The 24,288-nt window shown below is 32.4% G+C and carries 26 protein-coding genes; 1 reads left to right on the top strand and 25 read right to left on the bottom strand.

The window, feature by feature from the left end:
• Nucleotides 1-28: 28 nt before the first annotated feature.
• The 16 genes from IEU88_RS04405 to lepA all read right to left on the bottom strand — a co-directional run bounded on the left by IEU88_RS04405 (nt 29) and on the right by lepA (nt 16,508).
• The gene (locus tag IEU88_RS04405) at nt 29-367 is read right to left on the bottom strand and encodes a diacylglycerol kinase family protein (RefSeq protein WP_096809443.1); all 339 of its coding nucleotides are present in this window, start codon (nt 365-367) and stop codon (nt 29-31) included.
• Between the two features lie 8 nt (nt 368-375).
• Nucleotides 376-837 carry an rRNA maturation RNase YbeY gene (gene ybeY / locus IEU88_RS04400; protein WP_096809440.1) on the bottom strand — a complete coding sequence of 154 codons (462 nt, stop codon included), beginning with the start codon at nt 835-837 and terminating at the stop codon, nt 376-378.
• Nucleotides 838-1,785: a PhoH family protein gene (locus IEU88_RS04395; protein ID WP_096809439.1), complete on the bottom strand. Its 948-nt coding sequence runs from the start codon at nt 1,783-1,785 to the stop codon at nt 838-840. It abuts the gene before it with no gap.
• Between the two features lie 470 nt (nt 1,786-2,255).
• A complete protein-coding gene (locus IEU88_RS04390; protein WP_103372994.1) occupies nt 2,256-2,912 on the bottom strand; it encodes a hypothetical protein in 657 nt (218 codons plus the stop codon).
• Nucleotides 2,913-2,926: 14 nt separating this feature from the next.
• Nucleotides 2,927-3,910 (bottom strand): flotillin-like protein FloA, encoded by a 984-nt coding sequence (gene floA / locus IEU88_RS04385; protein WP_170006877.1) that lies wholly within the window; start codon nt 3,908-3,910, stop codon nt 2,927-2,929.
• Nucleotides 3,911-3,922: 12 nt separating this feature from the next.
• Nucleotides 3,923-4,624 (bottom strand): NfeD family protein, encoded by a 702-nt coding sequence (locus tag IEU88_RS04380; protein ID WP_096809432.1) that lies wholly within the window; start codon nt 4,622-4,624, stop codon nt 3,923-3,925.
• Nucleotides 4,625-4,877: 253 nt separating this feature from the next.
• Nucleotides 4,878-5,054, bottom strand: coding sequence for a 30S ribosomal protein S21 (gene rpsU / locus IEU88_RS04375; protein ID WP_002483157.1), 177 nt, complete (start codon nt 5,052-5,054; stop codon nt 4,878-4,880).
• A 449-nt stretch (nt 5,055-5,503) separates the two neighbouring features.
• Entirely contained in the window at nt 5,504-6,853 is a 1,350-nt protein-coding gene (gene mtaB / locus IEU88_RS04370; RefSeq protein WP_096809428.1) for a tRNA (N(6)-L-threonylcarbamoyladenosine(37)-C(2))-methylthiotransferase MtaB, read from the bottom strand.
• A 5-nt stretch (nt 6,854-6,858) separates the two neighbouring features.
• Nucleotides 6,859-7,611 (bottom strand): 16S rRNA (uracil(1498)-N(3))-methyltransferase, encoded by a 753-nt coding sequence (locus IEU88_RS04365; RefSeq protein ID WP_096809426.1) that lies wholly within the window; start codon nt 7,609-7,611, stop codon nt 6,859-6,861.
• 3 nt (nt 7,612-7,614) lie between these two features.
• Nucleotides 7,615-8,553, bottom strand: coding sequence for a 50S ribosomal protein L11 methyltransferase (gene prmA / locus IEU88_RS04360; RefSeq protein ID WP_115359564.1), 939 nt, complete (start codon nt 8,551-8,553; stop codon nt 7,615-7,617).
• A gap of 3 nt (nt 8,554-8,556) precedes the next feature.
• Complete coding sequence (gene dnaJ / locus IEU88_RS04355) at nt 8,557-9,687, bottom strand: molecular chaperone DnaJ (RefSeq protein WP_096809421.1); 1,131 nt, start codon at nt 9,685-9,687, stop codon at nt 8,557-8,559.
• A 145-nt stretch (nt 9,688-9,832) separates the two neighbouring features.
• On the bottom strand, nt 9,833-11,677 hold the full coding sequence (gene dnaK, locus IEU88_RS04350; RefSeq protein ID WP_096809418.1) for a molecular chaperone DnaK: 1,845 nt from the start codon (nt 11,675-11,677) through the stop codon (nt 9,833-9,835).
• A 51-nt stretch (nt 11,678-11,728) separates the two neighbouring features.
• Nucleotides 11,729-12,355 carry a nucleotide exchange factor GrpE gene (grpE, locus tag IEU88_RS04345; protein ID WP_103372993.1) on the bottom strand — a complete coding sequence of 209 codons (627 nt, stop codon included), beginning with the start codon at nt 12,353-12,355 and terminating at the stop codon, nt 11,729-11,731.
• A 26-nt stretch (nt 12,356-12,381) separates the two neighbouring features.
• A complete protein-coding gene (gene hrcA, locus IEU88_RS04340) occupies nt 12,382-13,362 on the bottom strand; it encodes a heat-inducible transcriptional repressor HrcA (protein ID WP_096809412.1) in 981 nt (326 codons plus the stop codon).
• 100 nt (nt 13,363-13,462) lie between these two features.
• Nucleotides 13,463-14,587 carry a radical SAM family heme chaperone HemW gene (hemW, locus tag IEU88_RS04335; RefSeq protein ID WP_103372992.1) on the bottom strand — a complete coding sequence of 375 codons (1,125 nt, stop codon included), beginning with the start codon at nt 14,585-14,587 and terminating at the stop codon, nt 13,463-13,465.
• A 97-nt stretch (nt 14,588-14,684) separates the two neighbouring features.
• Nucleotides 14,685-16,508 carry a translation elongation factor 4 gene (gene lepA / locus IEU88_RS04330; protein ID WP_096809406.1) on the bottom strand — a complete coding sequence of 608 codons (1,824 nt, stop codon included), beginning with the start codon at nt 16,506-16,508 and terminating at the stop codon, nt 14,685-14,687.
• 318 nt (nt 16,509-16,826) lie between these two features.
• Here lepA and rpsT point away from each other — a divergent pair, with 318 nt between their 5' ends.
• The gene (rpsT, locus tag IEU88_RS04325; RefSeq protein ID WP_096809402.1) at nt 16,827-17,078 is read left to right on the top strand and encodes a 30S ribosomal protein S20; all 252 of its coding nucleotides are present in this window, start codon (nt 16,827-16,829) and stop codon (nt 17,076-17,078) included.
• Between the two features lie 130 nt (nt 17,079-17,208).
• On the opposite strand, the gene holA is transcribed toward rpsT, so the two are convergent.
• From holA to yhbY, 9 genes are all read right to left on the bottom strand, one after another.
• Complete coding sequence (gene holA / locus IEU88_RS04320; protein ID WP_096809399.1) at nt 17,209-18,183, bottom strand: DNA polymerase III subunit delta; 975 nt, start codon at nt 18,181-18,183, stop codon at nt 17,209-17,211.
• A gap of 67 nt (nt 18,184-18,250) precedes the next feature.
• On the bottom strand, nt 18,251-20,458 hold the full coding sequence (locus IEU88_RS04315; protein WP_229719006.1) for a DNA internalization-related competence protein ComEC/Rec2: 2,208 nt from the start codon (nt 20,456-20,458) through the stop codon (nt 18,251-18,253).
• A 2-nt stretch (nt 20,459-20,460) separates the two neighbouring features.
• A complete protein-coding gene (locus tag IEU88_RS04310) occupies nt 20,461-20,922 on the bottom strand; it encodes a ComE operon protein 2 (RefSeq protein WP_096809397.1) in 462 nt (153 codons plus the stop codon).
• Nucleotides 20,923-21,004: 82 nt separating this feature from the next.
• Complete coding sequence (locus IEU88_RS04305) at nt 21,005-21,727, bottom strand: helix-hairpin-helix domain-containing protein (RefSeq protein ID WP_103372724.1); 723 nt, start codon at nt 21,725-21,727, stop codon at nt 21,005-21,007.
• Between the two features lie 48 nt (nt 21,728-21,775).
• Complete coding sequence (locus IEU88_RS04300; RefSeq protein WP_103372725.1) at nt 21,776-22,495, bottom strand: class I SAM-dependent DNA methyltransferase; 720 nt, start codon at nt 22,493-22,495, stop codon at nt 21,776-21,778.
• Between the two features lie 2 nt (nt 22,496-22,497).
• Nucleotides 22,498-22,851, bottom strand: coding sequence for a ribosome silencing factor (rsfS, locus tag IEU88_RS04295; protein ID WP_096809391.1), 354 nt, complete (start codon nt 22,849-22,851; stop codon nt 22,498-22,500).
• Nucleotides 22,852-23,436, bottom strand: a complete 585-nt coding sequence (gene yqeK / locus IEU88_RS04290; protein ID WP_096809390.1) for a bis(5'-nucleosyl)-tetraphosphatase (symmetrical) YqeK — start codon at nt 23,434-23,436, stop codon at nt 22,852-22,854.
• Nucleotides 23,423-23,998 (bottom strand): nicotinate (nicotinamide) nucleotide adenylyltransferase, encoded by a 576-nt coding sequence (nadD, locus tag IEU88_RS04285; protein WP_096809388.1) that lies wholly within the window; start codon nt 23,996-23,998, stop codon nt 23,423-23,425. The genes yqeK and nadD overlap by 14 nt, the downstream gene beginning before the upstream one ends.
• Nucleotides 23,998-24,288: a ribosome assembly RNA-binding protein YhbY gene (gene yhbY / locus IEU88_RS04280; protein ID WP_096809386.1), complete on the bottom strand. Its 291-nt coding sequence runs from the start codon at nt 24,286-24,288 to the stop codon at nt 23,998-24,000. Before yhbY ends, nadD begins: the two co-directional genes overlap by 1 nt.

Below are 24,288 nucleotides of genomic sequence, written 5' to 3'. Positions count from 1 at the left end.
TATATACAAATTGCAAAAAATGCACTACTTATTTTATTAAATATGGTAAAAAAACAATAACCCCAATTGCTAACGCTACAATCGAAGCAAGTACTACACTAGAAGCTGCTGTATCTTTAGCTTTTTTGGCTAATTCATGATAATCCTTTGTAATTAAATCTACTACAAATTCGACTGCAGTATTCATTGCTTCAAATGCTAACACTAAACCAATAGCAATAATAATCAAAAGCCATTCAATAGCGGTTATACCTAATATAAGTCCTAATATAATTGCAATAATCGCAAATATAGAATGGATTAAAAATTTACTATCTTTACTAAAGAGTACAAATAATCCTTGAAAAGCATAATTGAATCGTTTCATAACTGCCTCTATTCTCTTGGTAAACCATATGCATTTAAGATTTCATCTTGACGACCGAACATTTGCTTCTCATCAGTTTCAGTCATATGATCGTAACCTAATAAATGAAGAAATCCGTGAAGTGCAAGGAAACCAAGTTCTCTATCAAAAGAATGCCCGAATGTCTCTGCTTGTTCTCGTGCGACATCTGTACATATGATAATGTCACCCAACACACGTGGAATATCTAAGCCGATGATTTCAGGTTCTTCTTCTTCTAATGCGAATGAAATCACATCTGTTACTTTATCTTTATCACGATACATTTTATTCATTTGTTGAATTTCTTCTTTATCTACAAAAGTTACAGATAACTCTGCTTCACTATCTATGCCTTCTTGTTCTTTTGCAAATGTGAGTAGTTTATCAATTTGCTCGAACCAACTATTATCAACTAATCCTGTATGGTCATTAAAATCTATTGTAAACATTTACTCTTCTCCCTCATAACGATCGATTATTTTACTTACAAGTGGATGACGGACAACATCGCTTTGATCTAAATGATGAATACTTAAACCTTTAACGTTTTGAAGTTTAGCAATCGCTTCTTTAAGACCACTTTTAACGCCTTTGGGTAAATCAATTTGTGTTTTATCACCTGTAACTACCATTTTCGAACCGAAACCTAATCTCGTTAAGAACATTTTCATTTGGGCATGCGTTGTATTTTGTGCTTCATCTAAAATGACAAACGCATCATCCAGTGTTCTTCCTCTCATATAAGCTAGTGGCGCTATTTCGATAATACCGCGTTCGATAAATCTAGCAGTTTGCTCTCGACCTAAGACGGTATTTAAACCATCATAAAGTGGGCGTAAATAAGGATCAACCTTTTCTTTTAAATCTCCGGGTAAGAAGCCTAATGATTCACCCGCTTCAACTGCTGGTCTCGTTAAAACGATACGTTTAACATTGCCTTTTCGTAATTGTTTAGCTGCATAAACCACCGCTAAAAAAGTTTTACCTGTACCGGCAGGCCCAACACCAAACACTAAATCGTTATGATACATGGCATTGACGTATAATCTTTGTCCCATTGTTTTAGCACGGATTATTTTGCCGAATGCATCTTTAGTAATTTCATCTTCATATAAATCTAATAAGTATTGAACCGTGCCGTTTTTAGCCATTTTAACAGCAGCTTCTACATCTTTAAGTGATATAGTAACACCTTGTTGTATCACTTTTAATAAATTGATAAGCACTGATTCTGCTTGTTCTACATGCTCAACTTTTTCACCTCTTACAGCTATTTCTTGTCCTCGAGCATGTACTATGACATCAAATCCTTCTTCTATTGATTTAAGATTTTCATCGTTATTACCGATGAGTGCTTGTGCTTCATTGATGTCATCTATTTGAATAATTCCAGGCATATAGTTACTCCTTTACAAATATATTCGTTTCTTTTATTTTATCCTATTAGATTTTAAGTTACAAAAATTAATTATTATGCTAGAAATGAGTTATACAATATTTGATAAGTAACCATGTAAATAAACCATTTCGCATCTTCACTGCTATTATAGCATGAAATATTCATATATTATTTTAAAGTGAATTAAAAATTAATCGTAATTGTTAAATTTTGGTTGTAATCATACAAATAAATCTATTTTTCAAATAAACATTCATTTTAACACACCTAGAGAAATGGACTAGATTTGACATTAAATGAATATAAATGTATTCCTTATTTAGATAACAACTACACATTTTAAGGGTTCCTAAAATATGGACCCAAGTATAAAGATACCAACTCATTTTCAAATCAAAATTCAAAGCAAAAGTAAAAACATCTTATAAAGTCAAAATTTCTAACTTTATAAGATGTTTATTCGAAAAACTATAGTTTTTTAGGTCTTTCCAATACTTCAGACCAAATGATACCATTAACCACTTCATCTTCTGCAAACCTATACTGGGCATTCGTGCCAGAACTTTGAACTGAATGGGCATTCATTAATTGTTTTAAGCGGTAACGTTTTGTTCTTTCTGATAAATATTTATCAGAAATAATAGCACGTGCTTGTTTCTCAGTTCGTTGTATCTTATTTTCAGTTTCACGATCGATTTCATTACGCACATTTTGTATTCTACCCATTAACTCATCTTCAAGCTCTTTTTGAATTTTGTCATCTTGTTGTTTTTGCTCACGTTTTAATTTATCTGCTTCAGTTTCTCTATGGTTCTGTGTCGATGGACTATCTTGTTGGGTGGTTTGATTTTCCATCTTCTCAGCACGGGTTTCAACAGGTTTGTCTTGTTGTGGCGAACGTTTTTCTTCTGAAAATGGCCCTTCATTTAATTGTTTTTCAAGATCTGAAAAAGTTTTACCGATTTCTTCAAGAAAACCGCGTTTCTTAGGTTGAGCTTCAGATTGATTAGGTTGCTTATTGATTGGTGGCTTTTGGTTTTTGCGCTTTTTATGACTATCATCATTAATAGCACCAATTATTGTAAAAATGACAGATACTACAAAGATAATAATACCTATATTCATTTAATCACCCCTATTTATTGTTCCGGTGATTCATCATCTTCTTGTTTAGTTCGTTGGTTAATTGAGTTTCTCATACCAGTGTCTGCTTCTACATTTTTAAGGTTATAATAATCTTTGACACCAAGATTTCCTGAACGTAATGCTTCTGCCATAGCTAATGGTACTTCAGCTTCAGCTTCAACAACTTTAGAACGCATTTCTTGAACTTTCGCTTTCATTTCTTGTTCTTGAGCAACAGCCATTGCTCTACGTTCTTCTGCTTTAGCTTGTGCGATATTTTTATCAGCAAGCGCTTGTTCAGTTTGTAAATCTGCACCAATGTTCTTGCTAATATCTACGTCTGCAATGTCAATTGATAAAATTTCAAATGCTGTACCAGAATCTAGTCCTTTACTTAAAACTGTTTTAGAGATGTTGTCTGGATTTTCAAGTACTTGTGTATGATGTTCGCTTGAACCGATTGTCGATACAATACCTTCACCCACACGTGCGATGATTGTTTCTTCACCAGCACCACCAACTAATCTAGCAATATTAGCACGCACAGTAATTCTTGCTTTTGCTTTAACTTCAATACCATTCATCGCAACACCAGCTATAAATGGTGTTTCAATCACTTTTGGATTTACGGACATTTGAACTGCTTCTAAAACATCACGGCCCGCTAAGTCAATAGCTGCGCCACGTTCGAATGGTAAATTGATATCCGCCCTTTGAGCTGCGATATTCGCATCAACTACACGATCAACATTACCACCAGCTAAATAGTGTGATTCAAGTTGATTTGTTGTTAAGTTCAACCCTGCTTTATGCGCTTTGATTAACGGGGCGATAACTTTACGAGGAGAAACTCTACGTAGTCTCATACCCACCAATGTACCAATTCCCACTTTAACACCTGCAGCGATTGCTGAAATCCACAATCCTACTGGTACAAATGAAAATAATAATAATAATGCAATTACGACGATAACTGCTATAATTAATACTCCGATCATACTAATTCTCCTTTATGATTCGATTTCTCTAACAACCACGCGTGTACCTTCTACTTCAAGAATAGTCACTTTTTTATTTCGCAATATAAAAGAACCATCTGAAACTGCATCAATACGCTCATTGTTGTAAGTAATTATTCCTGCTGGTCTTAAATCCGTTGATGTTGTTGCAATTTCTCCAACTAAATGAGAGCGATCTTCGTGTGATGTATAACCTGCTTCTGCATTTGTAGAATCCTTCAATACAACTTTATCTAAAAACGGAATTTTGCGTTTGAAAAACTTCACAAGTATCACCCATTCTATGATTGATAATATTAAAGCTACGACAACGCTAGCAATCATATAAACTAAATTGTCGCCTAAAGTAATAATACTAAAAACAATTAGTGCCATTCCTATAATTCCAATAATTGCACCAACTACAAATAATTCTATGATTACAAATATAACACCAATACCAAATAGTACAACGGAATAGAAATTGACATCCCCTTTTATAAAGAATCCTAAAAAGAAAATGAATAACGCTAATGTGGATATAATACCAACAATATTTATCCTATTTGAGTATAATTGGTACAAGAATCCTAAAAAGATAATACAAGTTAATATCAAAGCACCTATTGGGCTAACAATAAAATCAGAAATACTGTCTACCCAAGTTCCATTTTCAACAAGTTTGGATGAAACGTTTGTATGTATGCTACTCATCGAAGGAATCAATTTATCACCTCGCTCTCCATTTAATTATACATGAAATGAATATATGATTATAGCGTTTACACAATAAAATTCAAATTATTATAAATAAATTGTTTGGAGTTTAATTTCTATTGTAATTTAGAATAAATTGCTTTTAAATAGCTTCAATATAAAAAAATAATAGCCTTAGCTGAAAACTACAACTAAGGCTATTATGGTTTATAATTAATGTTGGTGTTGAGGGAGTCAACGAAACAATTAATTATTTGAATTTACGTTTACGTGCAGCTTCTGATTTCTTTTTACGTTTAACGCTAGGTTTTTCGTAAAATTCACGTTTACGTACTTCTTGAATTGTACCGCTTTTAGAAACCGTACGTTTGAAACGACGTAACGCATCTTCAAGTGATTCGTTCTTTTTGACTACTGTTTTAGACATGTGTATTTCCCTCCCTCCAAATATCAACGAAACTTTATAATCATTACACGGTAATTACCATGTATTTATTAGTATAATATATCTGATTAATGTGGTCAATTACTAAAATTCCAATTTCTTGATTCATTTTACACTACTACTGCAAATCCATGCTTTTGCAGTAGTTATACTTCAAAATACTATTAAACTTACATGTTAGATGTAAGACACATGAATACGCCACAAGGGTAGAAATGAGAGTGAAACAGAATCGTGTCCCATCAGAAATATGACATAGGCAATGATTAATTGACATGGAAATATGCGCTAATATCAAACTTATAAAGTCCTACTCATAAAGAGTAATAGCGTTTACACACTAGACAAAACACAAGCCACACACTTGGCTTAAGTCCATTCTCATCCAGGAATAATTCAGAAATATTTAATATCTCTCTGTCACTCATCCATTATGATGTTGTTACCACATGTTCAGTAGTATTAGTTGCATGGCTCACTACTCTAAGTACCTCACCTTTATTAATTGGATAATCAGGTTGAATAATCTTAACTTTTACTAGTTCGCCAATCAATGATTCGTCGCCTTCAAATTCGACTTTCATATAATTATCTGCAAAGCCTACCAACGTCCCAGGTGTGCTACCAGCTTCTTCTGGTATCACTTCGAGCACTTCATGGTTAAATTTAGAAGCATAAGCCTTAGCAAGCTGATCACTTAAATTAATTAGACGATGAACACGCTCGTTTTTAATATTTTCATCTACTTGGTTATCCATTCTTGCAGCTGGCGTGCCGATTCTTGAAGAATAAGGGAAGACGTGTAATTCTGAAAATTGATGATCTACGATAAAATCATAAGTTTCTTGGAATTCTTCTTCAGTTTCACCTGGGAAACCAACAATAACATCACTTGTAACGGCTAATCCAGGTAACGCTTCATGTAAACGCGTTAAACGTTCTGAAAAATGCGCCATCGTATACTTTCTTCTCATTCTTTTTAAAACAGAATCTGAACCAGATTGTAATGGTATATGAAGATGACGAACAACCTTTTCTGATCGTTCAATCACACTGATAACTTCATCTGTTAGCTGACTAGCTTCAATTGATGAAATTCTAATTCTTTCTAAGCCGTTTACTGTTTCTAAGTCTCGTAATAATTGGGCTAAATTATAATCTTTCAAATCTTGACCGTATCCACCAGTATGAATACCAGTTAAAACAATTTCTTTGTAACCCGAATCAACAAGCTTTATTGCTTGTTCAATTACTTTTTCCGGATCTCTTGAACGCATTAACCCACGAGCCCATGGAATAATACAAAATGTACAGAAGTTATTGCAGCCTTCCTGTATTTTTAATGATGCTCGTGTTCTATCCGTAAAATAAGGTACTTCTAGCTCTTCATATGTACGATTTTTCATGATGTTTCCTACACCGTTAATCGGTTGTCTTTCTTTTTTAAATGCTTCAATATACCCAATCAGTTTTGTTCGGTCTTGTGTTCCAACTACCACATCTACACCAGGAATTTCCATTATTTCTGCAGAAGATGTTTGTGCGTAACAACCAGTGACGCAAACTACTGCTTCCGGGTTTTGTCTAATAGCCCGTCTAATCACTTGTCTACTTTTTTTATCACCCGTATTTGTTACAGTACACGTATTAATAACAAACACATCAGCGTTTGTTTCAAAATCAACACGTTCGTAATCTGCTTCTTTAAATAATTGCCAAATTGCTTCGGTCTCATAGTGATTCACTTTACAACCTAATGTATGAAATGCAACTGTTGACATAAATATCACCCCAATAAATCTTTTTGAAAGCTTACCGCACTTAAAGTATATAAAGGTGCTGTTTCAGCTCTTAATATTCTAGGACCAAGACCAATCTGATATGCTGAATTTTCAAATAACTTAATTTCTTCTTCAGCAAAACCGCCTTCTGGTCCGAAAATGATTAATACGCGATCACCAGGTTTAAATCTCTGAACAACTGCTTTAAAATTACTTAATTCCCCACACTTAGCAGATTCTTCATAGGCAATCAATACATAATCATATTCATCAATAATACCATAGATTTCTTTTAAATTCGACTTGTACTCTATTTCTGGGATGATTAATCGATAACTTTGTTCAGCAGCCTCTTTTATAATTTTTTGCCAACGTTCTAATTTCTTTGTTATTTTACTATCGTTTAGTTTTACAACTGACCTTTGCATACCTACAGCAATAAATTGACTTGCTCCTAATTCTGTAGATTTTTGGATCATCCATTCATATTTATCAGCCTTAATTAACCCACTACAGAGTGTTATATGTTGTGGCAGTTCTGTATTTATATCAACTGCTTCAATTAAATTTATTCCAATACGATTTGGCTCTATCACTTCAATTTGACATTTATAAACTTTTTGATCTGCAAAAGTAATTATAATCTTATCGTTTTTTTGATATCGCATTACATTAGTGATGTGGTGAATATCATTTGAATCTGTAATAAAAAAACGCTGATGTATATCAGCGTTTTGGTCAATAAAATATCTCTGCATTGCTTATTCGCTCACTTTCTGTCCAACGATACATACCCAACCGTTGTCATGATTAATAGAATTGATTTTAAAACCTATGCGCTTCATTTGATTTAAAATTGCTTCATGTTTCTCAACAATAATACCTGAGGTTATAAAATAACCCTCTTTATTTAACGTATTATAAGCATCTTCTATCATTTCTTCAATAATATGAGCTAGAATATTAGCAATAACGACATCAAATTTTTCTGTTTCTTCTGTGAGTAAATTTCCCGGCACAGCCTCAATCGCTGCTTCGCAATGATTTTTTTCAAAATTTTCTTTTGCTACTTTAATTGCCATTTCATCAACATCTAAAGCTTTGATACGTTTTACGCCTAATAAATGAGATGCAATGCTTAATATACCTGAACCTGTTCCAACATCAATCACTGAATCCTCTGATTTAACAAATTTCTCAATCGCTTTTAGACACATACTTGTAGTAGGATGATCACCTGTACCAAAAGCCATTCCAGGGTCTAATTCAATACACATTTCGTTTGCGTCTTCTTTTTGGTATGTTTCCCAACTTGGGACAATTGTAAATTTTTCAGAAGCTCGAAATGGGTGAAAATAATTTTTCCATTCATTTTCCCAATCATGTTCTTGAATCGTTTGTTGTTCATATTCAAACAATTTAGCATCTAATACTTCAATACTTTTTATTTTACGAATTAATTTATGTTCAAAATCTTGAGTATATTTAATTTCATTAAAATATGCTTTAACTCTAACACCATTAGCTGGATAATCTTCAGGATTTAATTCATAAATCTCACCAAATTTGTCTGTCAGTCCATTTTGAAGATCTTGAGAATCTTCAATTACAACGCCATTTGATCCGAATTCTTCCAAAATATTGGAAATGATTGGTACTGCTTGATGATTTGCAGTGATTGAAATTTCGGTCCAGTTCATATTTTATTCTCCTTTAAAGAATCTTTTTGCTTTATCTTTAAAATTTGAAGGTTGTTCACTTAATGATTCACCATCAATTTCAGCAAATTCTCGTAATAATTCTTTTTGGCGTTCATTAATTTTAGTTGGTGTAACTACTTTCACATTAACGAACAAGTCACCATAACCATAACCATGAACATTTTTGATACCTTTTTCTTTAAGCCGGAATTGTTTTCCAGACTGCGTACCAGCAGGTATTGCTAACATAACATGTCCTTTTAATGTAGGCACCTTCACTTCATCACCAAGCGTTGCTTGCGCGATACTAATACTTTGTAAGAAATAGATATCATCGCCATCTCTTTCAAAAGTTTCTGAAGGTTTAACTCTAAATACAATGTATAAATCACCTTGCGGTCCACCGTTTTCTCCTGGTGCACCTTCGCCAGCTAATCTAATTTGTTGCTCATTGTCTACACCTTCAGGTACAGTCACGTTAATTTTAACTGTTTTATTTTCAGTTCCTTTACCATGGCAAGTTGGACAAGGTTCTTCAAATTCTTGACCTGAACCGCTACATACTGGACAAACTTTTTCAGTTCTCACTCGACCTAAAATAGTATTTTGTTCAACTGCTACATGGCCCGAACCATTACAATAGTGACATGTTTTCTTTTTAGTTCCTGGTTTAGCACCTTCGCCATCACAAGTGTGACAAGTTACGTCTTTACGTATGGAAATCTCTTTATCTGTACCAAACACAGCTTCTTCAAACGTTACCGTCATTGTGTACTGTAGGTCATCACCTTTTCTAGGAGCATTCGGGTCACGTTGACGTCCTCCTCCAAAGAATGAGCTGAATATATCTTCGAAGCCGCCGCCGAAACCACCAAAATCTTGACCGCCAAATCCTTGGCCACCAAAACCACCTTGTGGTCCGTCATGACCAAATTGGTCGTAATTGGCACGTTTGTTTTCATCACTTAAAACTTCATAAGCTTCTGATATTTCCTTGAATTTTGCATCTGCGCCTTCTTCTTTATTAATATCTGGATGATATTTTTTTGATAATTTACGGTAAGCCTTTTTTATTTCATCTTTAGAAGCGTCTTTACTAACACCTAAGACTTCATAATAATCTCTTTTGGCCACTTTTATCTCTCCTTTTACATTTTATTAAATCACTTATTAAAAAGGAAAAAGTCAAAGCCAATGTTCAATTGACTTTGACTTAATTTGGCTAAGCAATTGTGTCATATTTTACTATCAATAACAATTAATTAGATAATGACTAAACTTATTTTTTGTCGTCTTGGTTATCATCATCGTTTACTTCTGTGAAATCAGCGTCTTCAACATTGCTATCATTTGAATCACTTGCTTGTTCTCCTTGTGCTTGTTGTTGCGCTTGAGCAGCTTGTTCGTAAACTTTAGCAGATAAATCTTGAACTACTTTTTCTAACTCTTCTTTTTTAGCTTTAATGTCGTCCATATCTTCGCCTTCAAGAGCAGATTTTAGAGCTTCTTTTTTCTCTTCTGCATTATTTTTATCTTCTTCGCTGATATTTTCACCTAAGTCAGTGATTGTTTTTTCAACTTGGAATACTAAGCTGTCTGCTTCGTTTCTTAAATCACTTTCTTCACGACGTTTTTTGTCTGCTTCTTCATTTTCTTCAGCATCTTTAACCATACGATCAATTTCTTCATCTGAAAGTGAAGAGCTTGATTGAATTGTAATGTTTTGTTCTTTATTTGTACCTAAATCTTTTGCAGTAACATTTACAATACCGTTTTTATCAATATCGAAAGTTACTTCAATTTGAGGTACGCCACGTGGAGCTGGTGGAATATCAGTTAATTGGAATCTGCCAAGAGTTTTGTTGTCAGAAGCCATTGGACGTTCACCTTGTAACACATGGATATCAACTGCTGGTTGATTGTCTGCTGCTGTTGAATAAACTTGTGATTTAGATGTTGGGATTGTTGTATTTCTTTCGATAAGCGTATTCATACGTCCACCCATAATTTCAATACCTAATGATAATGGTGTCACATCTAATAGCACTACGTCTTTAACATCGCCTGTGATAACGCCACCTTGAATTGCAGCACCCATTGCTACTACTTCGTCTGGGTTAACACCTTTATGAGGATCTTTGCCTACTTCTTTTTTTACAGCTTCTTGAACTGCTGGAATTCTTGTTGAACCACCAACTAAAATAACTTCGTCAATATCAGAACTTGATAAACCAGCATCTTTCATAGCTTGACGAGTTGGATCCATTGTTCTTCTAATTAATGAATCAGATAATTCTTCAAATTTAGAACGTGTTAAGCTTAATTCTAAGTGTAACGGGCCACTTTCGCCAGCAGAAATAAATGGTAGGGAAATTTGTGTTTGAGATACACCTGACAAGTCTTTTTTAGCTTTTTCTGCAGCGTCTTTTAGACGTTGTAATGCCATTTTATCTTGAGATAAATCCACACCATTTTCTTTTTTGAATTCTGCAACTAAATAGTCGATAATAACTTGGTCAAAGTCATCCCCACCTAGTTTATTATCGCCTGCTGTAGAAAGTACTTCAAACACACCGTCGCCTAATTCAAGGATAGATACGTCAAAAGTACCCCCACCAAGGTCAAAGACTAAAACTTTTTGATCTTGTTCAGTTTTGTCTAAACCATAAGCTAAAGCTGCTGCTGTTGGTTCGTTAATGATACGTTCAACTTCTAAACCAGCAATTTTACCAGCATCTTTTGTTGCTTGACGTTCACTGTCATTAAAGTATGCAGGCACAGTAATAACTGCTTTTTCAACTTTTTCACCCAAATAATCTTCAGCTGTACCTTTTAAGTTTTGTAAAACCATAGCTGAAATTTCTTGAGGTGTATATGATTTACCTTCCACGTCAACTTTATAATCTGTACCCATATGACGTTTAATAGATTGGATTGTATTAGGGTTTGTGATTGCTTGACGTTTAGCAACTTCACCTACTTGTGTTTCATCATTTTTAAATGCAACAACAGATGGTGTTGTTCTTGCGCCTTCAGGGTTTTGAACTACTTTAGGTTCGTCACCTTCTAAGATTGCTACACATGAATTTGTTGTACCTAAGTCAATACCTATTACTTTACTCATAAATAATTTCCTCCTGTTTGTTTAAAAATTTGGTGTTTTCATCAATAAAAATTATTGATTTACTTTAACCATTGAAGGTCTTAATACTCGATCCTTCAACTTGTAACCAGTTTGTAATTCTTGCGTGATTTCTCCTGATTCAAAATCTGGGTTATCATCTTGAACTACAGCTTGGTGTACATTCGGATCAAATTGTTGACCTTCAGCTTCAATTTTTTCTAAACCGTTGTTTTTTAGGGCGCTCAATAAGCTTTCATAAACCATATCTACACCTTTTTGTAGTGATTTAAATTGCTCATCTTCGCCTTCAATTTGTAAAGCACGTTCAATATTATCTATAGTAGGTAAAATATCATTTAAAACATCTTGTGCTTTATATTCTTTCATCGTTTGATTTTCTTTTTGGATTCTACGCTTGTAATTTTCAAATTCAGCATACAATCTCAAATATTTTTCTTCTTGTTCTTGAACATTGTTTTTTAACTGTTGAATTTCTTCATCTTTAGGATCGATTTCTGTTTCAGTTTCTTCAGAATTCTCCTCCTGCAGATTTTCTTGTGGTTCATCTGTCATTTCCTCAGTATCTTCAACTGAAGTAATTTGGTCTTCGCTAGATTCTTGTTGCATATCTTCAGTTTTTTCGTTTTCTTCGAATACTGATTCATTTTTTTCTGCCATTGTCTGCCCTCCAATACAATTCTTAATTACCAAATCGTATTTAGTAATCGTATTACATTCTGATAATTCATTGCTGTTGGTCCGATAACAGCGATTTGACCTTTAAGTCTATCGTCAATGTGATATTGCGTTGTGACGATAGAAATGTCACTTAAACTTGATTCAATTTCGTGTCCAATCTTAACATTTATTGATGAATTTGACATTTCATCAAGCAACTGAGTAATCTTATTTGATTCGATATACTGCAATATAGGTTGAATAGATGCCACGTTTGATTCATTTAACGCATCAATTAGTTTAACCTTTCCACCCATATAAATGCCATTACTTTGATTATCAAAATGAACTTCTATAGTATCTAGCATATCTTTTATAAAATCTTTTTCAAAGTCTGATTTTACAAAAGCATTAAGTTCATTTTCAAAGCGCTGGTTGTTTAATTCATTATAGGTCGCAGTCACAAAGTTAGCTATATTCGTCAATTCATCACTCGATAAGGGCACCTTAGATACCAAATGCAAATTTTCCACATGACCTGAAGTAAAAACAACAACCATAATGACCAAATAAGCATTTGCTCGAATCAAGTGAATGTTATTAATAATATCTTTTTTGTGATTTGGACGCATTACCAACGTTGTATATTGAGAAGCGATTGAAAGTTCATTTGCAAATTCGCTCAAAGCTGAGGAAATATCATAATGGTTTTCCACCAACAATTCTCTTAAACGTTGCATTTTTTTGTGTCGATGATGAGATGTTTGCTGCAATAATTGATTCACATAGTATCTGATGCCTGACTCTGATGGAGAACGTCCTGATGAAGTATGTGTTTTCTCTATTAAACGAAGTTCTTCTAGTTGTTTCATCTCATTTCTAATAGTAGCAGGACTAACATTTAATTTATGTCGTTCAATCAGTGTTTTTGAACCAATTGGTTGACCTAAATCAACATAATCTTCAACAATTGCATTTAAAATGCTCAATTGCCTATCACTAATCATGTTATTCACCTCATTAGCACTCTTCTGTTTCAAGTGCTAATTATAATTTATCAAATTGGTCAAAGTAAGTCAACGTTAAAGGCTCAGTTTTTCAAAAAAATTAAACATTTAATAAAAATGATTCAAACACTAGATTCCCTATTACCTTTCCTCTTTCTGTCAATGAGATATACCCACCATTATCGAGAATAAGTTCACGTTGAAGTAAATCTTGTATTGCTTCACTATATACATCGTCCACCGTTTTATTAAATTTTTGATAAAAACGTTCTCGGCTAACACCTTGGTTCATTCTTAATCCTAGAAACATTTCTTCTTCCATTTGTTCATTTTCTGTAGGGTAAGTTGAATCTAAGATAGGTCTTTCATTATTTTGTATTTTTTTAATATAATGGTTTACTGGGTTTACATTATTATAACGTTCTCCATTAACATAACCGCTCGCTCCTGCGCCAAATCCGTAATATCCTTCGTTTTTCCAATAAACTTTATTATGTTCAGATTCGTGTCCTGCTTTACCAAAGTTTGAAATTTCATATTGATGCAATTCAGATTGGTTCATTCTATTTAATAAATACTCATACATTTCTTCCCCAATATCTTCATTTGGAATTTTTAACTGTCCCTTGCGATACATATTATAAAACTGTGTTTTAGGCTCTAAAATCAACCCGTAACTAGAAATATGATCAATGTCCATAGATAGCGCTTTTTCTAAACTATCTTTAAAGTCTTCTAAAGTTTGTTTTGGTAAGTGATACATTAAATCTAAACTTATTGAAGGAATACCAACTTTTCTAGCATTAGTTACCGCATTATAGATATCTTCAGTTTGATGTGATCTACCTAAAATTTCTAGTAATTCAGGTTTAAATGTTTGAACACCCATAGAAAGTCTATTAACACCATAATCTTTCAGAAGTTGAACTTTATCTAGCGTCAATTCGTCTGGATTAGCTTCAAAACTAAATTCACCTTTAATCTCAAATATATCAGTGATAGCGACTAATAGTTTTTCTAACTGCTCATGTGACAATGCAGTAGGCGTTCCCCCGCCAACAAAAACTGTATCTAATGTTCTAACTTCACTTTGGTTCATTTCCGTAATCAAACAATCTAAGTATTGGTCGACTGGCTGGTTTTGTATAAAGTATTTATTGAAATCGCAATAAGTACAAATTCTCACACAGAAAGGGATATGAATATATGCGCTTTTCACTTCCATTTTGCGATCACCTTCTTTCATAAATAAAATTTAATGAATATAACAAAAAACTGGGGCATAAATCGAATGGATTTAAGGCCCCAATGTTAAATTTATATTAATCTTCGTCCATTTTAAGCACTGCTAAGAAAGCATCTTGAGGAATTTCTACGTTCCCTACCGCTTTCATTTTTGCTTTACCGGCTTTTTGTTTTTCTAATAATTTTCTTTTACGGCTGATGTCGCCACCATAGCATTTCGACAATACATTTTTACCCATCGACTTAATGTTTGTACGCGCTATGATTTTTTGACCAACTGCTGCTTGAACAGGTACTTCAAATTGCTGTCTTGGTATTAGGGTTTTTAATTTTTCGACTAACGCCTTACCTCTTTCGTAAGCAAATTCTTTATGAACTATGAAGCTAAGTGCATCAACCTTCTCGCCATTTAACAATATGTCCATTTTGACTAAATCACTTTCTTTATTATCTATAAATTCATAATCAAATGAAGCATATCCTTTTGTATTTGATTTAAGTTGGTCAAAGAAATCAAATACGACTTCTGATAAGGGGATTTCATATATAATATTAACTCGAATATCATCTAAATATTCCATGTTAATGAATTGACCACGTTTACGTTGACATAGTTCCATAACAGCACCTACGTAATCATTTGGTACCATCATAGTCGCTCTTACAAACGGTTCATATATTGTATCAATTTGATCTCTTTCAGGCATATGCGCAGGATTATCAACAGAAATTTCATCGCCATTTTTCATGATACATTCATAAATCACTGATGGCGCTGTAGCAATAAGTTCTATCCCAAACTCACGTTCAATACGTTCTTGGATAATCTCCATATGTAACATACCTAAGAAGCCTGTTCTGTAACCAAATCCTAGCGCTTGAGATGATTCAGGCTCAAATTCCAATGAAGCATCATTTAATTGTAATTTTTCTAACGCTTCACGCAAGTCATTATAATCTTTATTATCTATTGGGAATAAACCACAAAAAACCATTGGGTTCATCTTTTTATAACCTTTTAAGGGTTCTGCGGCCGGACGTTGCACATGTGTAATCGTGTCCCCAACTCGAGAATCATCCACATTTTTAATATTGGCGATAACATACCCGACATCACCAACTGTTAAAGCATCTACAGGTAATTGTTTCGGTGTGTTGAAACCTACTTCAGTTACTTCAAAAGATTTTCCTGTAGCCATCATTTTTATTTGATCTCCGTTTTTCAATGTGCCTTCAACAATTCTGATGGAAGATATAACACCTCTGTACGGATCATATTCAGAATCAAAAATTAGCGCTCTCAACGGTGCTTCCGGATCGCCTTCTGGTGGAGGAACTACTTCTACTATTTTTTCTAATATATCTTCAATACCAATATTCGATTTTGCACTTGCTAAGACAACATCGTCTTGATCGAGACCTATAACATCCTCTACCTCTTGTTTCACACGTTCAGGTTCTGCTGCTGGTAAATCGATTTTATTTACAACTGGTAATAATTCCAAATCATTATCTAATGCTAAATAAACATTAGCTAATGTTTGAGCTTCTATACCTTGAGCAGCATCTACAATTAAAATTGCACCTTCACAGGCTGCTAACGATCTAGAAACTTCATAGGTAAAATCTACGTGTCCAGGTGTATCAATTAAATGAAATGTATATGTTTCCCCGTCTTTTGCATCATATTTTAAACGCACAGCATTTAACTTAATTGTTATACCTCGTTCTCTTTCTAAATCCATGGAATCTAATAACTGTGATTGCATTTCACGTGATTCGACGGATTTAGTGTTTTCTAAAATTCTATCAGCTAACGTGGATTTACCATGGTCAATATGTGCGATAATAGAAAAATTTCTTATATTTTCACGCTTACTTAAACGATTTTCTTTATCCATGTATTATCATTCTCACTTTCATAATTCTAGCCCGTAAATATGTATGACATTCTTTGATATAATAACGTTTTTGTTTACTAATTGCAAACTTGTGACAACCAAGTGTAATATTTAAATTAAAGTGTTTAAATTCAACTTCCAAACAAATTTAAAAGTTGAATTTGTTCTATTATAAATATTATTGTAACATTTATCGCGTGTTTACGCGCCTTATTATAAATAAATGATTGCAGAAAGTTGCTTGTTTTGATAAAATATTTCTTGTTGTAATCAAATTATTTTTGATAGCGAAGATCACACTTTTAGGAGGTGACAGACATGCCAAACATTAAATCTGCAATCAAACGTGTTAATTCAACTCGTGTAACTGAGGAACGTAATATTTCACAAAAAAATGCAATGCGTACAGCTGTTAAGAGAGCTCATTCAGCAATCGAAGCAAATGCTGATGACAAATCTCAATTAGTAAGCTTTGCATTGAAAAAAGTAGATAAAGCTTCTCAACGCAACTTAATACATTCTAACAAAGCTGCTAGAATTAAATCTTCTTTAATGACAGCTGCTAAATAATTAAAAGTTCAAGCATTAGCTTGAACTTTTTTATGAATAAAAGGCCGTAAAGATGATCCTAATCATCTTTTATGGTCTTTTATTTTAGTGGTTAATGCTTAAAATGATTCAAAAACAGCAATTATCGGTGTTAGAGCGATAAAATAAATAACTCAAGGATTAATTGTTTATCCATATAGGAAGACTTTAATTTATAATCAGTCTCTGCACAATTATCAATGATGTTCAACAAACTTTCTAATTGGTAATGCCTTGCTTGATTTAAAGCTAATTTGACTCTATAAGGATGAACATTTATCGTTTTAGCTATTTGTTGGCCGCTGTACCCCTTTTGTCCTAATATTTTGCTTTGATAAAACAGACGGTAATTACTCGTCACTAATGCTAACAATTTGATAGGTTCCTCTTTCATCGCTGTTAAGTCTTTAACTAATTGAATCGCTTCGGTCTTTTTATTTTTTTGAATATATTCGGTTAATAAAAAAACATTTTGTTCTAAACTTCTATTAACGATTTGATGCACATCTTGTTTGTTAATTGTAGTTCTCTCACCTAAAAATAGTATTAATTTTTCAATTTCCTGTTTAATAACATTAAAATTTACACCGGTCAATTCTAGAATTAACTCAAGTGCGTCTTGTTTAATATCTTTATAATTTTCATGTAGTTGACTTTTTATCCAATTTTTCAATTCTTCTTCAGACATTTGCTCTATCTTTATAATTTGAGCATGTTTTTTCAAAGATTTAACTACTTTTTTTCTTTCATCTAATTTAGCATGATTCACTTCAAATATAATTAAGGTCTCACCATCATATTTTTCTATAAATTTCATAAGTTGGTCGATATTATGATTAAGTTCTTTAGGTGCTTTCTCGCCAGTAAATACATACGCATTTTGTACCAGAACCACTTTTTTATCAGAAAAGAAAGGCATAGTAAGCGATTCTTCAATTATTGGAGCTAAATCACTTTCATATAAATTATATTTTATGAAATTAAAGTCGTCTTTTGGCGCATCTAAATATTTATCAATCATTTCGGAAGCTTTTTTTTCAATAAGTTCAGGCACTTCTCCGTATATTGTTATTATATTATTACTCATTCTTAGCACCCTTTCATTACTATTGCACATTTCATAATTATAACATGTCTAATATTTTCTAACTAATTTAATCTGTATGAGTTTGTAATAAAATATTATCTCTAAACAAAATACTGACTTCACCATCTGTATGAGTTTGTAATATTTTAGCTCCTAAAGATTGTAACTTGTTAATAACCAGTTTATTAGGTAAGCCATACCTATTGTTGTTTCCCACTGATATCAGAGCTATTTTCGGTTTAGTAGCTTGAAGAAGTGCCTCGCTCGTACTCGTTTTACTACCATGATGACCTACCTTTAAAACATCCACATTATATAAATTATATTTTTGCATTAATATAGATTCATTGTTCATAGTTGCGTCGCCCATTAATAATATTTTGTATTTTCTGTATTGTATCAGTATAATAATCGATTGCTCATTTAAATTATCTGAATTGAGAATCGTAGCATCTAAAAGATTAATATGAGCTTTGTCCATTAAAAATCGCGGTTTATTTTTAAAATCTAAAAGTTTTACATTATACTTTTGTGAAGTTTCTCTCAAATGATTTAATTCCTCTGGTTTAAAGCTTTTTTGATTAATAATGATATTTTCAATAGGTTGTTTTTGAATTAAATATTCTAACTCACCCATATGGTCTATGTGAGGGTGTGTAATTACCACGTAATCAATCTTTTTGATATTATGGCGTTTTAAAGTTGGGAGTATATGATATTTAGAAATATTATGATTGGGCGTTGTTTGTTTTGAATTGAATTGCCCTCCAGTATCAATTAATAATACCTCGTGTTTTTGTGTTTCAAATAAAAAAGCATCACCCTGTCCTACATTTAGCATAGTTAATTGATAGTCCTTAGATTGAGGTATTACAGTAGAAAAAATGTATAAAATAACCAGGGCAAAGATAAACATTTTAAAATGTTTATTTACTAATAGCAATAAATTAACAAATAAAATAATACATATGCCAGTTATTTGTAGATCGTTCAATACAGGGATATACCATTTAAAACTATTGATTTTTTCGAAATTTTCTACAAACTTATCATGTATAAATACGACATTATTATATAGTATGGATAACATGGTTATTTTAAAAGGAAAATGGATAAAACAAGTAAGAATAATGACTAGTGGAAATAATATAAATGAATAAAAAGGCACAAAAAATAAATTTGATATTAAGCCAATCCATTGAATTTGGTGAAAATGAATCGCACTTATAATAAATGAACCTAATTGAGCAATCAAGGTGATATAAATAAGTGATTTAAATGGTGACACGTTTGTTAGTAAAGGACTAGAAAAAAGTATAAAAAAAGTAATTAAAAAAGAAAATTGAAATCCAATATGGTAGATTAGCGAAGGGTTTATTAAAGTTAAAACGATAAATAGACCACCTAGCACATCCACAGCATTTTTCATAATATATTTCGGAAATATTAATATAATCAAGCTCATTGAGACAGCTCTAATAGCACTTGGTGACATATTTGTATAAAAACAGTAAACAGGTAATAAAAACAATAATATCATTTTGATGAATAATAACGGGCATTTGAATAAATTACACATATAAAATACAATTCCTATAATGATAGCAATATGTGTACCACTGATAGCTAATAAATGATATATACCGATATCTTTAATTTTTTCTATTTCATCTTTTTCCATTTGTGCCGTATTACCTGTTATAAATGCTATTGCTTTCTCAGGTGAATTGATATCCCATTGCCGTAACTTTTTATAGATAAATGCTTTATGCCTATGTAATAAATCGATTAATGTGCTAGAGTAGCTTTTACAACTTGAAAACTCTATATTTTGAATAAAAAAGGTAAGATTACTTTTGAAATTAGGGTTAACAGCTTTAAATTGGCCATTCACATTACAACTTTTTTGCCATAAAAAATTTGATATAGCCTTTGTTTCAACATTTTTTGGATGATAAGTATATTTATAAAACGTTTTATTTATCATTATTTCTCCTTTAATACGATGATGTTCCAAAAAAGGGTGACTCATAAATTTCGCTTCTACTTGAAAATTTTTATTTATCATTGAATAACGATTTTTAATCGTCGAATCCAAATCTTTTTGAAACACCATAAAGCTAATTAAAGGGATTATAATAATAATAAAATAATGAAAATAACTAAAACGTTTACGCATCATTATAACGATTAATCCTATTAATATAATGAGTGATAAAGTTTTAGTATACAAAACCAAGATACCAGCTAAAAAAGCTAATGCATAGTAAATCAAATTTACTTATTGATTAAGTATTGCGCTACGTGTTTCGGGTTAAAAGGGATTTTTTTATATACAATACCTGACTGATCTAACAATTCTAAAGCATAGTGGTGGTTATGATAATCTTCTGCATAATAAATATTTTTAATACCCGCTTGAATGATCGATTTTGTACAGTTTAAACAAGGAAAATGAGTTACATAAATCGTAGCACCCTCGGTTGACACACCTTGTTTCGCGCATTGTAGCAATGCATTCATCTCTGCATGTATCGTGCGAATACAATGTCCATCTTCTAACAGACATCCTTCATCGATACAATGCACTTCTCCTGATACCGAACCATTATAGCCTCCGGCAATTATTCTGTTATCTTTGACGATAGTGGCGCCTACTGACAATCTTTCACAAGTAGAACGTAACGCTAGTAAATGACTTTGAGCCATAAAATATTCTTCCCATTTGATTCGTTCCATGATGTTAAACCTCCAATAGTATGTCATTTTTATTGTGAATAATTCTAGATTAATTGGCTTTTCTTAGTAATGCAACAATATTTTAGATTGATAAATAAGAACTTAATTTTTCAACTGTCTTAGCACCAATTCCATTAATTTCTTTCAATTGGTCTAAAGATTTGAAATCGCCGTTTTGCTCCCTATATTCAATAATAGATTTAGCTTTCGTTTGCCCTATTCCAGGAATAGAAATAAGTTGACTTTCTGTTGCAGTATTGATGTTGATTGCTGCATCATTGCTATTTTTACTTGCTTCTACTAAATGCGTTGCATAATTCACGTTATGACTGTTTTTTTTGTCATTCTGTGTATTTAAATCCTCCCCTTTTTCAGGAATGTATACCATTTTTTGATCTACTAATTTTTCTGATAAATTAATATTTGATAGATCTGCATTAACTGAGACAACTGCTTTATCCAATAACTGTTTCATACGATCATCGCTTGCCATTTTGTAAATATTAGGATGTTTCACTGCACCTTTAATATCTACGTAAATGGTGGCATGCTTTGTATTATTTTGTCTTTGGTTTGTCTTATTATTTAATGAAGTTCCATTATCCTCCTTTAATAAAGATGGCATATGTGTGTTTGTTCCAATTAATTTGTTTTCATCAGTTTGTTTAAACTCATTTTCGTTACTATGCGCGTTAAATATAAGAAACAATATTGAAACAATTAGCAAAACTGAAATCGCACTCATTATGATTAAAGCTCGATATTTGTGGCAAATGTCTTTGATTAATTCCCATTGATGTAACAAAAAATCACTCCTTTATACTATACACGCATAAGGGAGTGATTTTACTCTTTATTTTTTTACGATGAAAAACAAACGTTCCCCATCTTTATCATGATTATCTATTTCAAAATCAACAAAAGTTGTTATATTTTTAAAACCACAAGCTTCAAGCATGCTTGTGTAAATTTCTTCTGTATACGTTCTTTGATAATGTGATTCATCAAATCTGATATATTGATTTTCACCCTTTTTTATAAAAAAAGTCATGTCATGCCATACGCTTAAAGGGGCTTCGCCTCGAACAGCTTCCCAACCTAAAAATACATTTTCAGTTTCATCAATATAACTTTCATTATTGAATAGCGTTGTCATTTTGTGTTCTGTGTGAACATCAAACATAAACACGCCACTATCCGTTTCTAAATGATTATACACTTGATGGAACGTCGCCGTTACATCTTCTTTTTCGGGTAAATAATTTAAAGAATCGCAAAAAATGGTAATCACATCGAATTGTCGATTAAGTTCGAATTCAGTCATATCTCCTTCTATCCAGTTCACTTTATTGGATTTTTGCATTGCTATAGAAAGCATATCAACGCTTAAATCCATCCCAGTTATATGATCAAATCCGTCTAATTTTGAAGTGAAACTGCCTGTCCCACAACCAATATCTAAGATAGATGTTTTGTTATTGGCAAAATAATCTACAAGATTAAGCCAAGATTCGTAAGGCTGGTCTAAAGTCAATTGATCGTAGTAAAAGCTCATTTCTTCATATTGAACCATTATTAATAAACTGCCTGTCCATAAGATGCTAAAGGCGCATCTCGATATAATTTTTCAAGATTGTAATAATCACGTTCATCTTTATGGAAGACGTGAACAACAACATTAGCTAAGTCAATTAAAATCCATCTTGCCTCGTTAAAACCTTCCATTCGTTTAACTTCAATTTCAGCTTCATTTGCAGCGTCTTTAACTGCACGTGCAATGGATTGAACTTGTCTTTCATTGTTACCATGACAAACTATAAAATAATCTGTCATATCACTGATACCTTGCATATTTAAAGAAATAATATCTTCTGCCTTTTTATCTTCAGTTGCTTTGACAGCTATGTTTAATAATTGATCTGAATTCATTTAATCATCCTTTACTCTTTCGTCACTATAATTGTAATAATTCAAGCAAGCAATCGTGGCATTATAAACGGTAATATCTTTTGTGATTAAATATAAAACAGTTCGCTTAGAAATTTCATAAATTGTATTATCTAAGCTACCTTGATTGTATGCTAAATCTCTAATTTCTTCAACGCCTGGGGTCTGACGACCAGGTTCTATATAATCTGCAATAAAAACTAATTTTTCAGTTTTGGACATTTGAGCACGTCCAGTTGTATGATTTTTGATAGCCAATAAGACTTCTTCATCAGTCACGCCAAATTGATTTTCCATTATAACTGCACAAACAGGACCATGTAAAATTTCCGAACCATAACTGAGTAAATCACTATCTAAATCATATTGTCTAACCATTTGATACATTGAGCCTAAATCATCATACTTACTGTAATCATGTAAAATGCCAGCAAGTTCTGCTTTATCTTTATCACCATCATATATTTCAGCTAATTTCACAGCTGTTTCTGCTACTCTAAGTGAGTGATTAAATCTTTTCTCAGGTAATTTTGCTTTCACTAAGGAGACGGCTTCATCCGTTTTCATATAATCCTTCCTCTCTGATATATTTTTCTACACTTTGAGAAACAAGCATTTGAATATTATTATTTTGTTTCACTCTATTCCTTATAAGCGTGGAACTAATATCTACACGTGGTATATTGATTGCTAACATGTTCGATGTTACTTCTTGATTTGATTTTTCTCTGTTAACAATTACAAACGTGACGATTGATTTCAATGCTTCAATTTTATACCACTTTTCTAATTGATTATACTGATCAGTGCCTATGACAAAATACAATTTAGCATTCGGATGCTTATCTAGGATATGTTTTATCGTATGATACGTATAACTTTGACCTTTGCGTTCTATTTCATCTAAACAAATTGATCCAAACCCCAATTCATTAATCGCACATTGAATCATATCTATCCTATATCTCGCGTCTAAATAATCTGTATGCGCTTTTAGTGGCGACATATAACTTGGTATAAAATAAAATATATCTGGTTGAATAACATGATTCACTTCACTAGCAACAACCATGTGAGCTGTATGAATCGGGTTAAACTGCCCACCATATAAAACAATAGATTGAGCCATTAAGGTAATTGAATCTGTTTGTTATCTTGTGATTCTTTATACAACACAATCATAGACCCGATTACTTGAACAATTTCACTATGCGTTGCATCGCTTAATGACTGTGCTAAGTCATTTTTGTCTTCAAAATTATTTTGCAAAACATGTATCTTTATTAATTCTCTATTTTCTAAAATATCTTTTAATTGATCTATCATGTTATCTCCAAGACCAGCTTTTCCGATTTGGAAAGTTGGATCTATATTATGTGCTTTGCTTCTTAAAAACCTTTTTTGTTTACCTGTTAACAT

Origin of the sequence: Staphylococcus nepalensis (assembly GCF_014635045.1) — a bacterium.
GTDB classification, from domain to species: domain Bacteria; phylum Bacillota; class Bacilli; order Staphylococcales; family Staphylococcaceae; genus Staphylococcus; species Staphylococcus nepalensis.
This window is presented reverse-complemented; position numbering and strand designations above follow the sequence as displayed.

Excerpts from the sequence above, each read along its gene's own strand:
- rpsU (WP_002483157.1), bottom strand. The coding sequence starts at position 5,054 with ATGTCTAAAACAGTAGTCAAAAAGAACGAATCACTTGAAGATGCGTTA.
- holA (WP_096809399.1), bottom strand. The coding sequence starts at position 18,183 with ATGAGTAATAATATAATAACAATATACGGAGAAGTGCCTGAACTTATT.
- IEU88_RS04395 (WP_096809439.1), bottom strand. The coding sequence starts at position 1,785 with ATGCCTGGAATTATTCAAATAGATGACATCAATGAAGCACAAGCACTC.
- IEU88_RS04405 (WP_096809443.1), bottom strand. The coding sequence starts at position 367 with ATGAAACGATTCAATTATGCTTTTCAAGGATTATTTGTACTCTTTAGT.
- hrcA (WP_096809412.1), bottom strand. The coding sequence starts at position 13,362 with ATGATTAGTGATAGGCAATTGAGCATTTTAAATGCAATTGTTGAAGAT.
- prmA (WP_115359564.1), bottom strand. The coding sequence starts at position 8,553 with ATGAACTGGACCGAAATTTCAATCACTGCAAATCATCAAGCAGTACCA.
- rsfS (WP_096809391.1), bottom strand. The coding sequence starts at position 22,851 with ATGAATTCAGATCAATTATTAAACATAGCTGTCAAAGCAACTGAAGAT.
- rpsT (WP_096809402.1), top strand. The coding sequence starts at position 16,827 with ATGCCAAACATTAAATCTGCAATCAAACGTGTTAATTCAACTCGTGTA.
- yqeK (WP_096809390.1), bottom strand. The coding sequence starts at position 23,436 with ATGAAAACGGATGAAGCCGTCTCCTTAGTGAAAGCAAAATTACCTGAG.
- nadD (WP_096809388.1), bottom strand. The coding sequence starts at position 23,998 with ATGGCTCAATCTATTGTTTTATATGGTGGGCAGTTTAACCCGATTCAT.
- IEU88_RS04365 (WP_096809426.1), bottom strand. The coding sequence starts at position 7,611 with ATGCAGAGATATTTTATTGACCAAAACGCTGATATACATCAGCGTTTT.
- hemW (WP_103372992.1), bottom strand. The coding sequence starts at position 14,587 with ATGGAAGTGAAAAGCGCATATATTCATATCCCTTTCTGTGTGAGAATT.
- IEU88_RS04380 (WP_096809432.1), bottom strand. The coding sequence starts at position 4,624 with ATGAGTAGCATACATACAAACGTTTCATCCAAACTTGTTGAAAATGGA.
- IEU88_RS04310 (WP_096809397.1), bottom strand. The coding sequence starts at position 20,922 with ATGGAACGAATCAAATGGGAAGAATATTTTATGGCTCAAAGTCATTTA.
- dnaK (WP_096809418.1), bottom strand. The coding sequence starts at position 11,677 with ATGAGTAAAGTAATAGGTATTGACTTAGGTACAACAAATTCATGTGTA.
- mtaB (WP_096809428.1), bottom strand. The coding sequence starts at position 6,853 with ATGTCAACAGTTGCATTTCATACATTAGGTTGTAAAGTGAATCACTAT.
- IEU88_RS04300 (WP_103372725.1), bottom strand. The coding sequence starts at position 22,495 with ATGGTTCAATATGAAGAAATGAGCTTTTACTACGATCAATTGACTTTA.
- floA (WP_170006877.1), bottom strand. The coding sequence starts at position 3,910 with ATGATCGGAGTATTAATTATAGCAGTTATCGTCGTAATTGCATTATTA.
- IEU88_RS04390 (WP_103372994.1), bottom strand. The coding sequence starts at position 2,912 with ATGAATATAGGTATTATTATCTTTGTAGTATCTGTCATTTTTACAATA.
- yhbY (WP_096809386.1), bottom strand. The coding sequence starts at position 24,288 with ATGTTAACAGGTAAACAAAAAAGGTTTTTAAGAAGCAAAGCACATAAT.
- lepA (WP_096809406.1), bottom strand. The coding sequence starts at position 16,508 with ATGGATAAAGAAAATCGTTTAAGTAAGCGTGAAAATATAAGAAATTTT.
- ybeY (WP_096809440.1), bottom strand. The coding sequence starts at position 837 with ATGTTTACAATAGATTTTAATGACCATACAGGATTAGTTGATAATAGT.
- grpE (WP_103372993.1), bottom strand. The coding sequence starts at position 12,355 with ATGGCAGAAAAAAATGAATCAGTATTCGAAGAAAACGAAAAAACTGAA.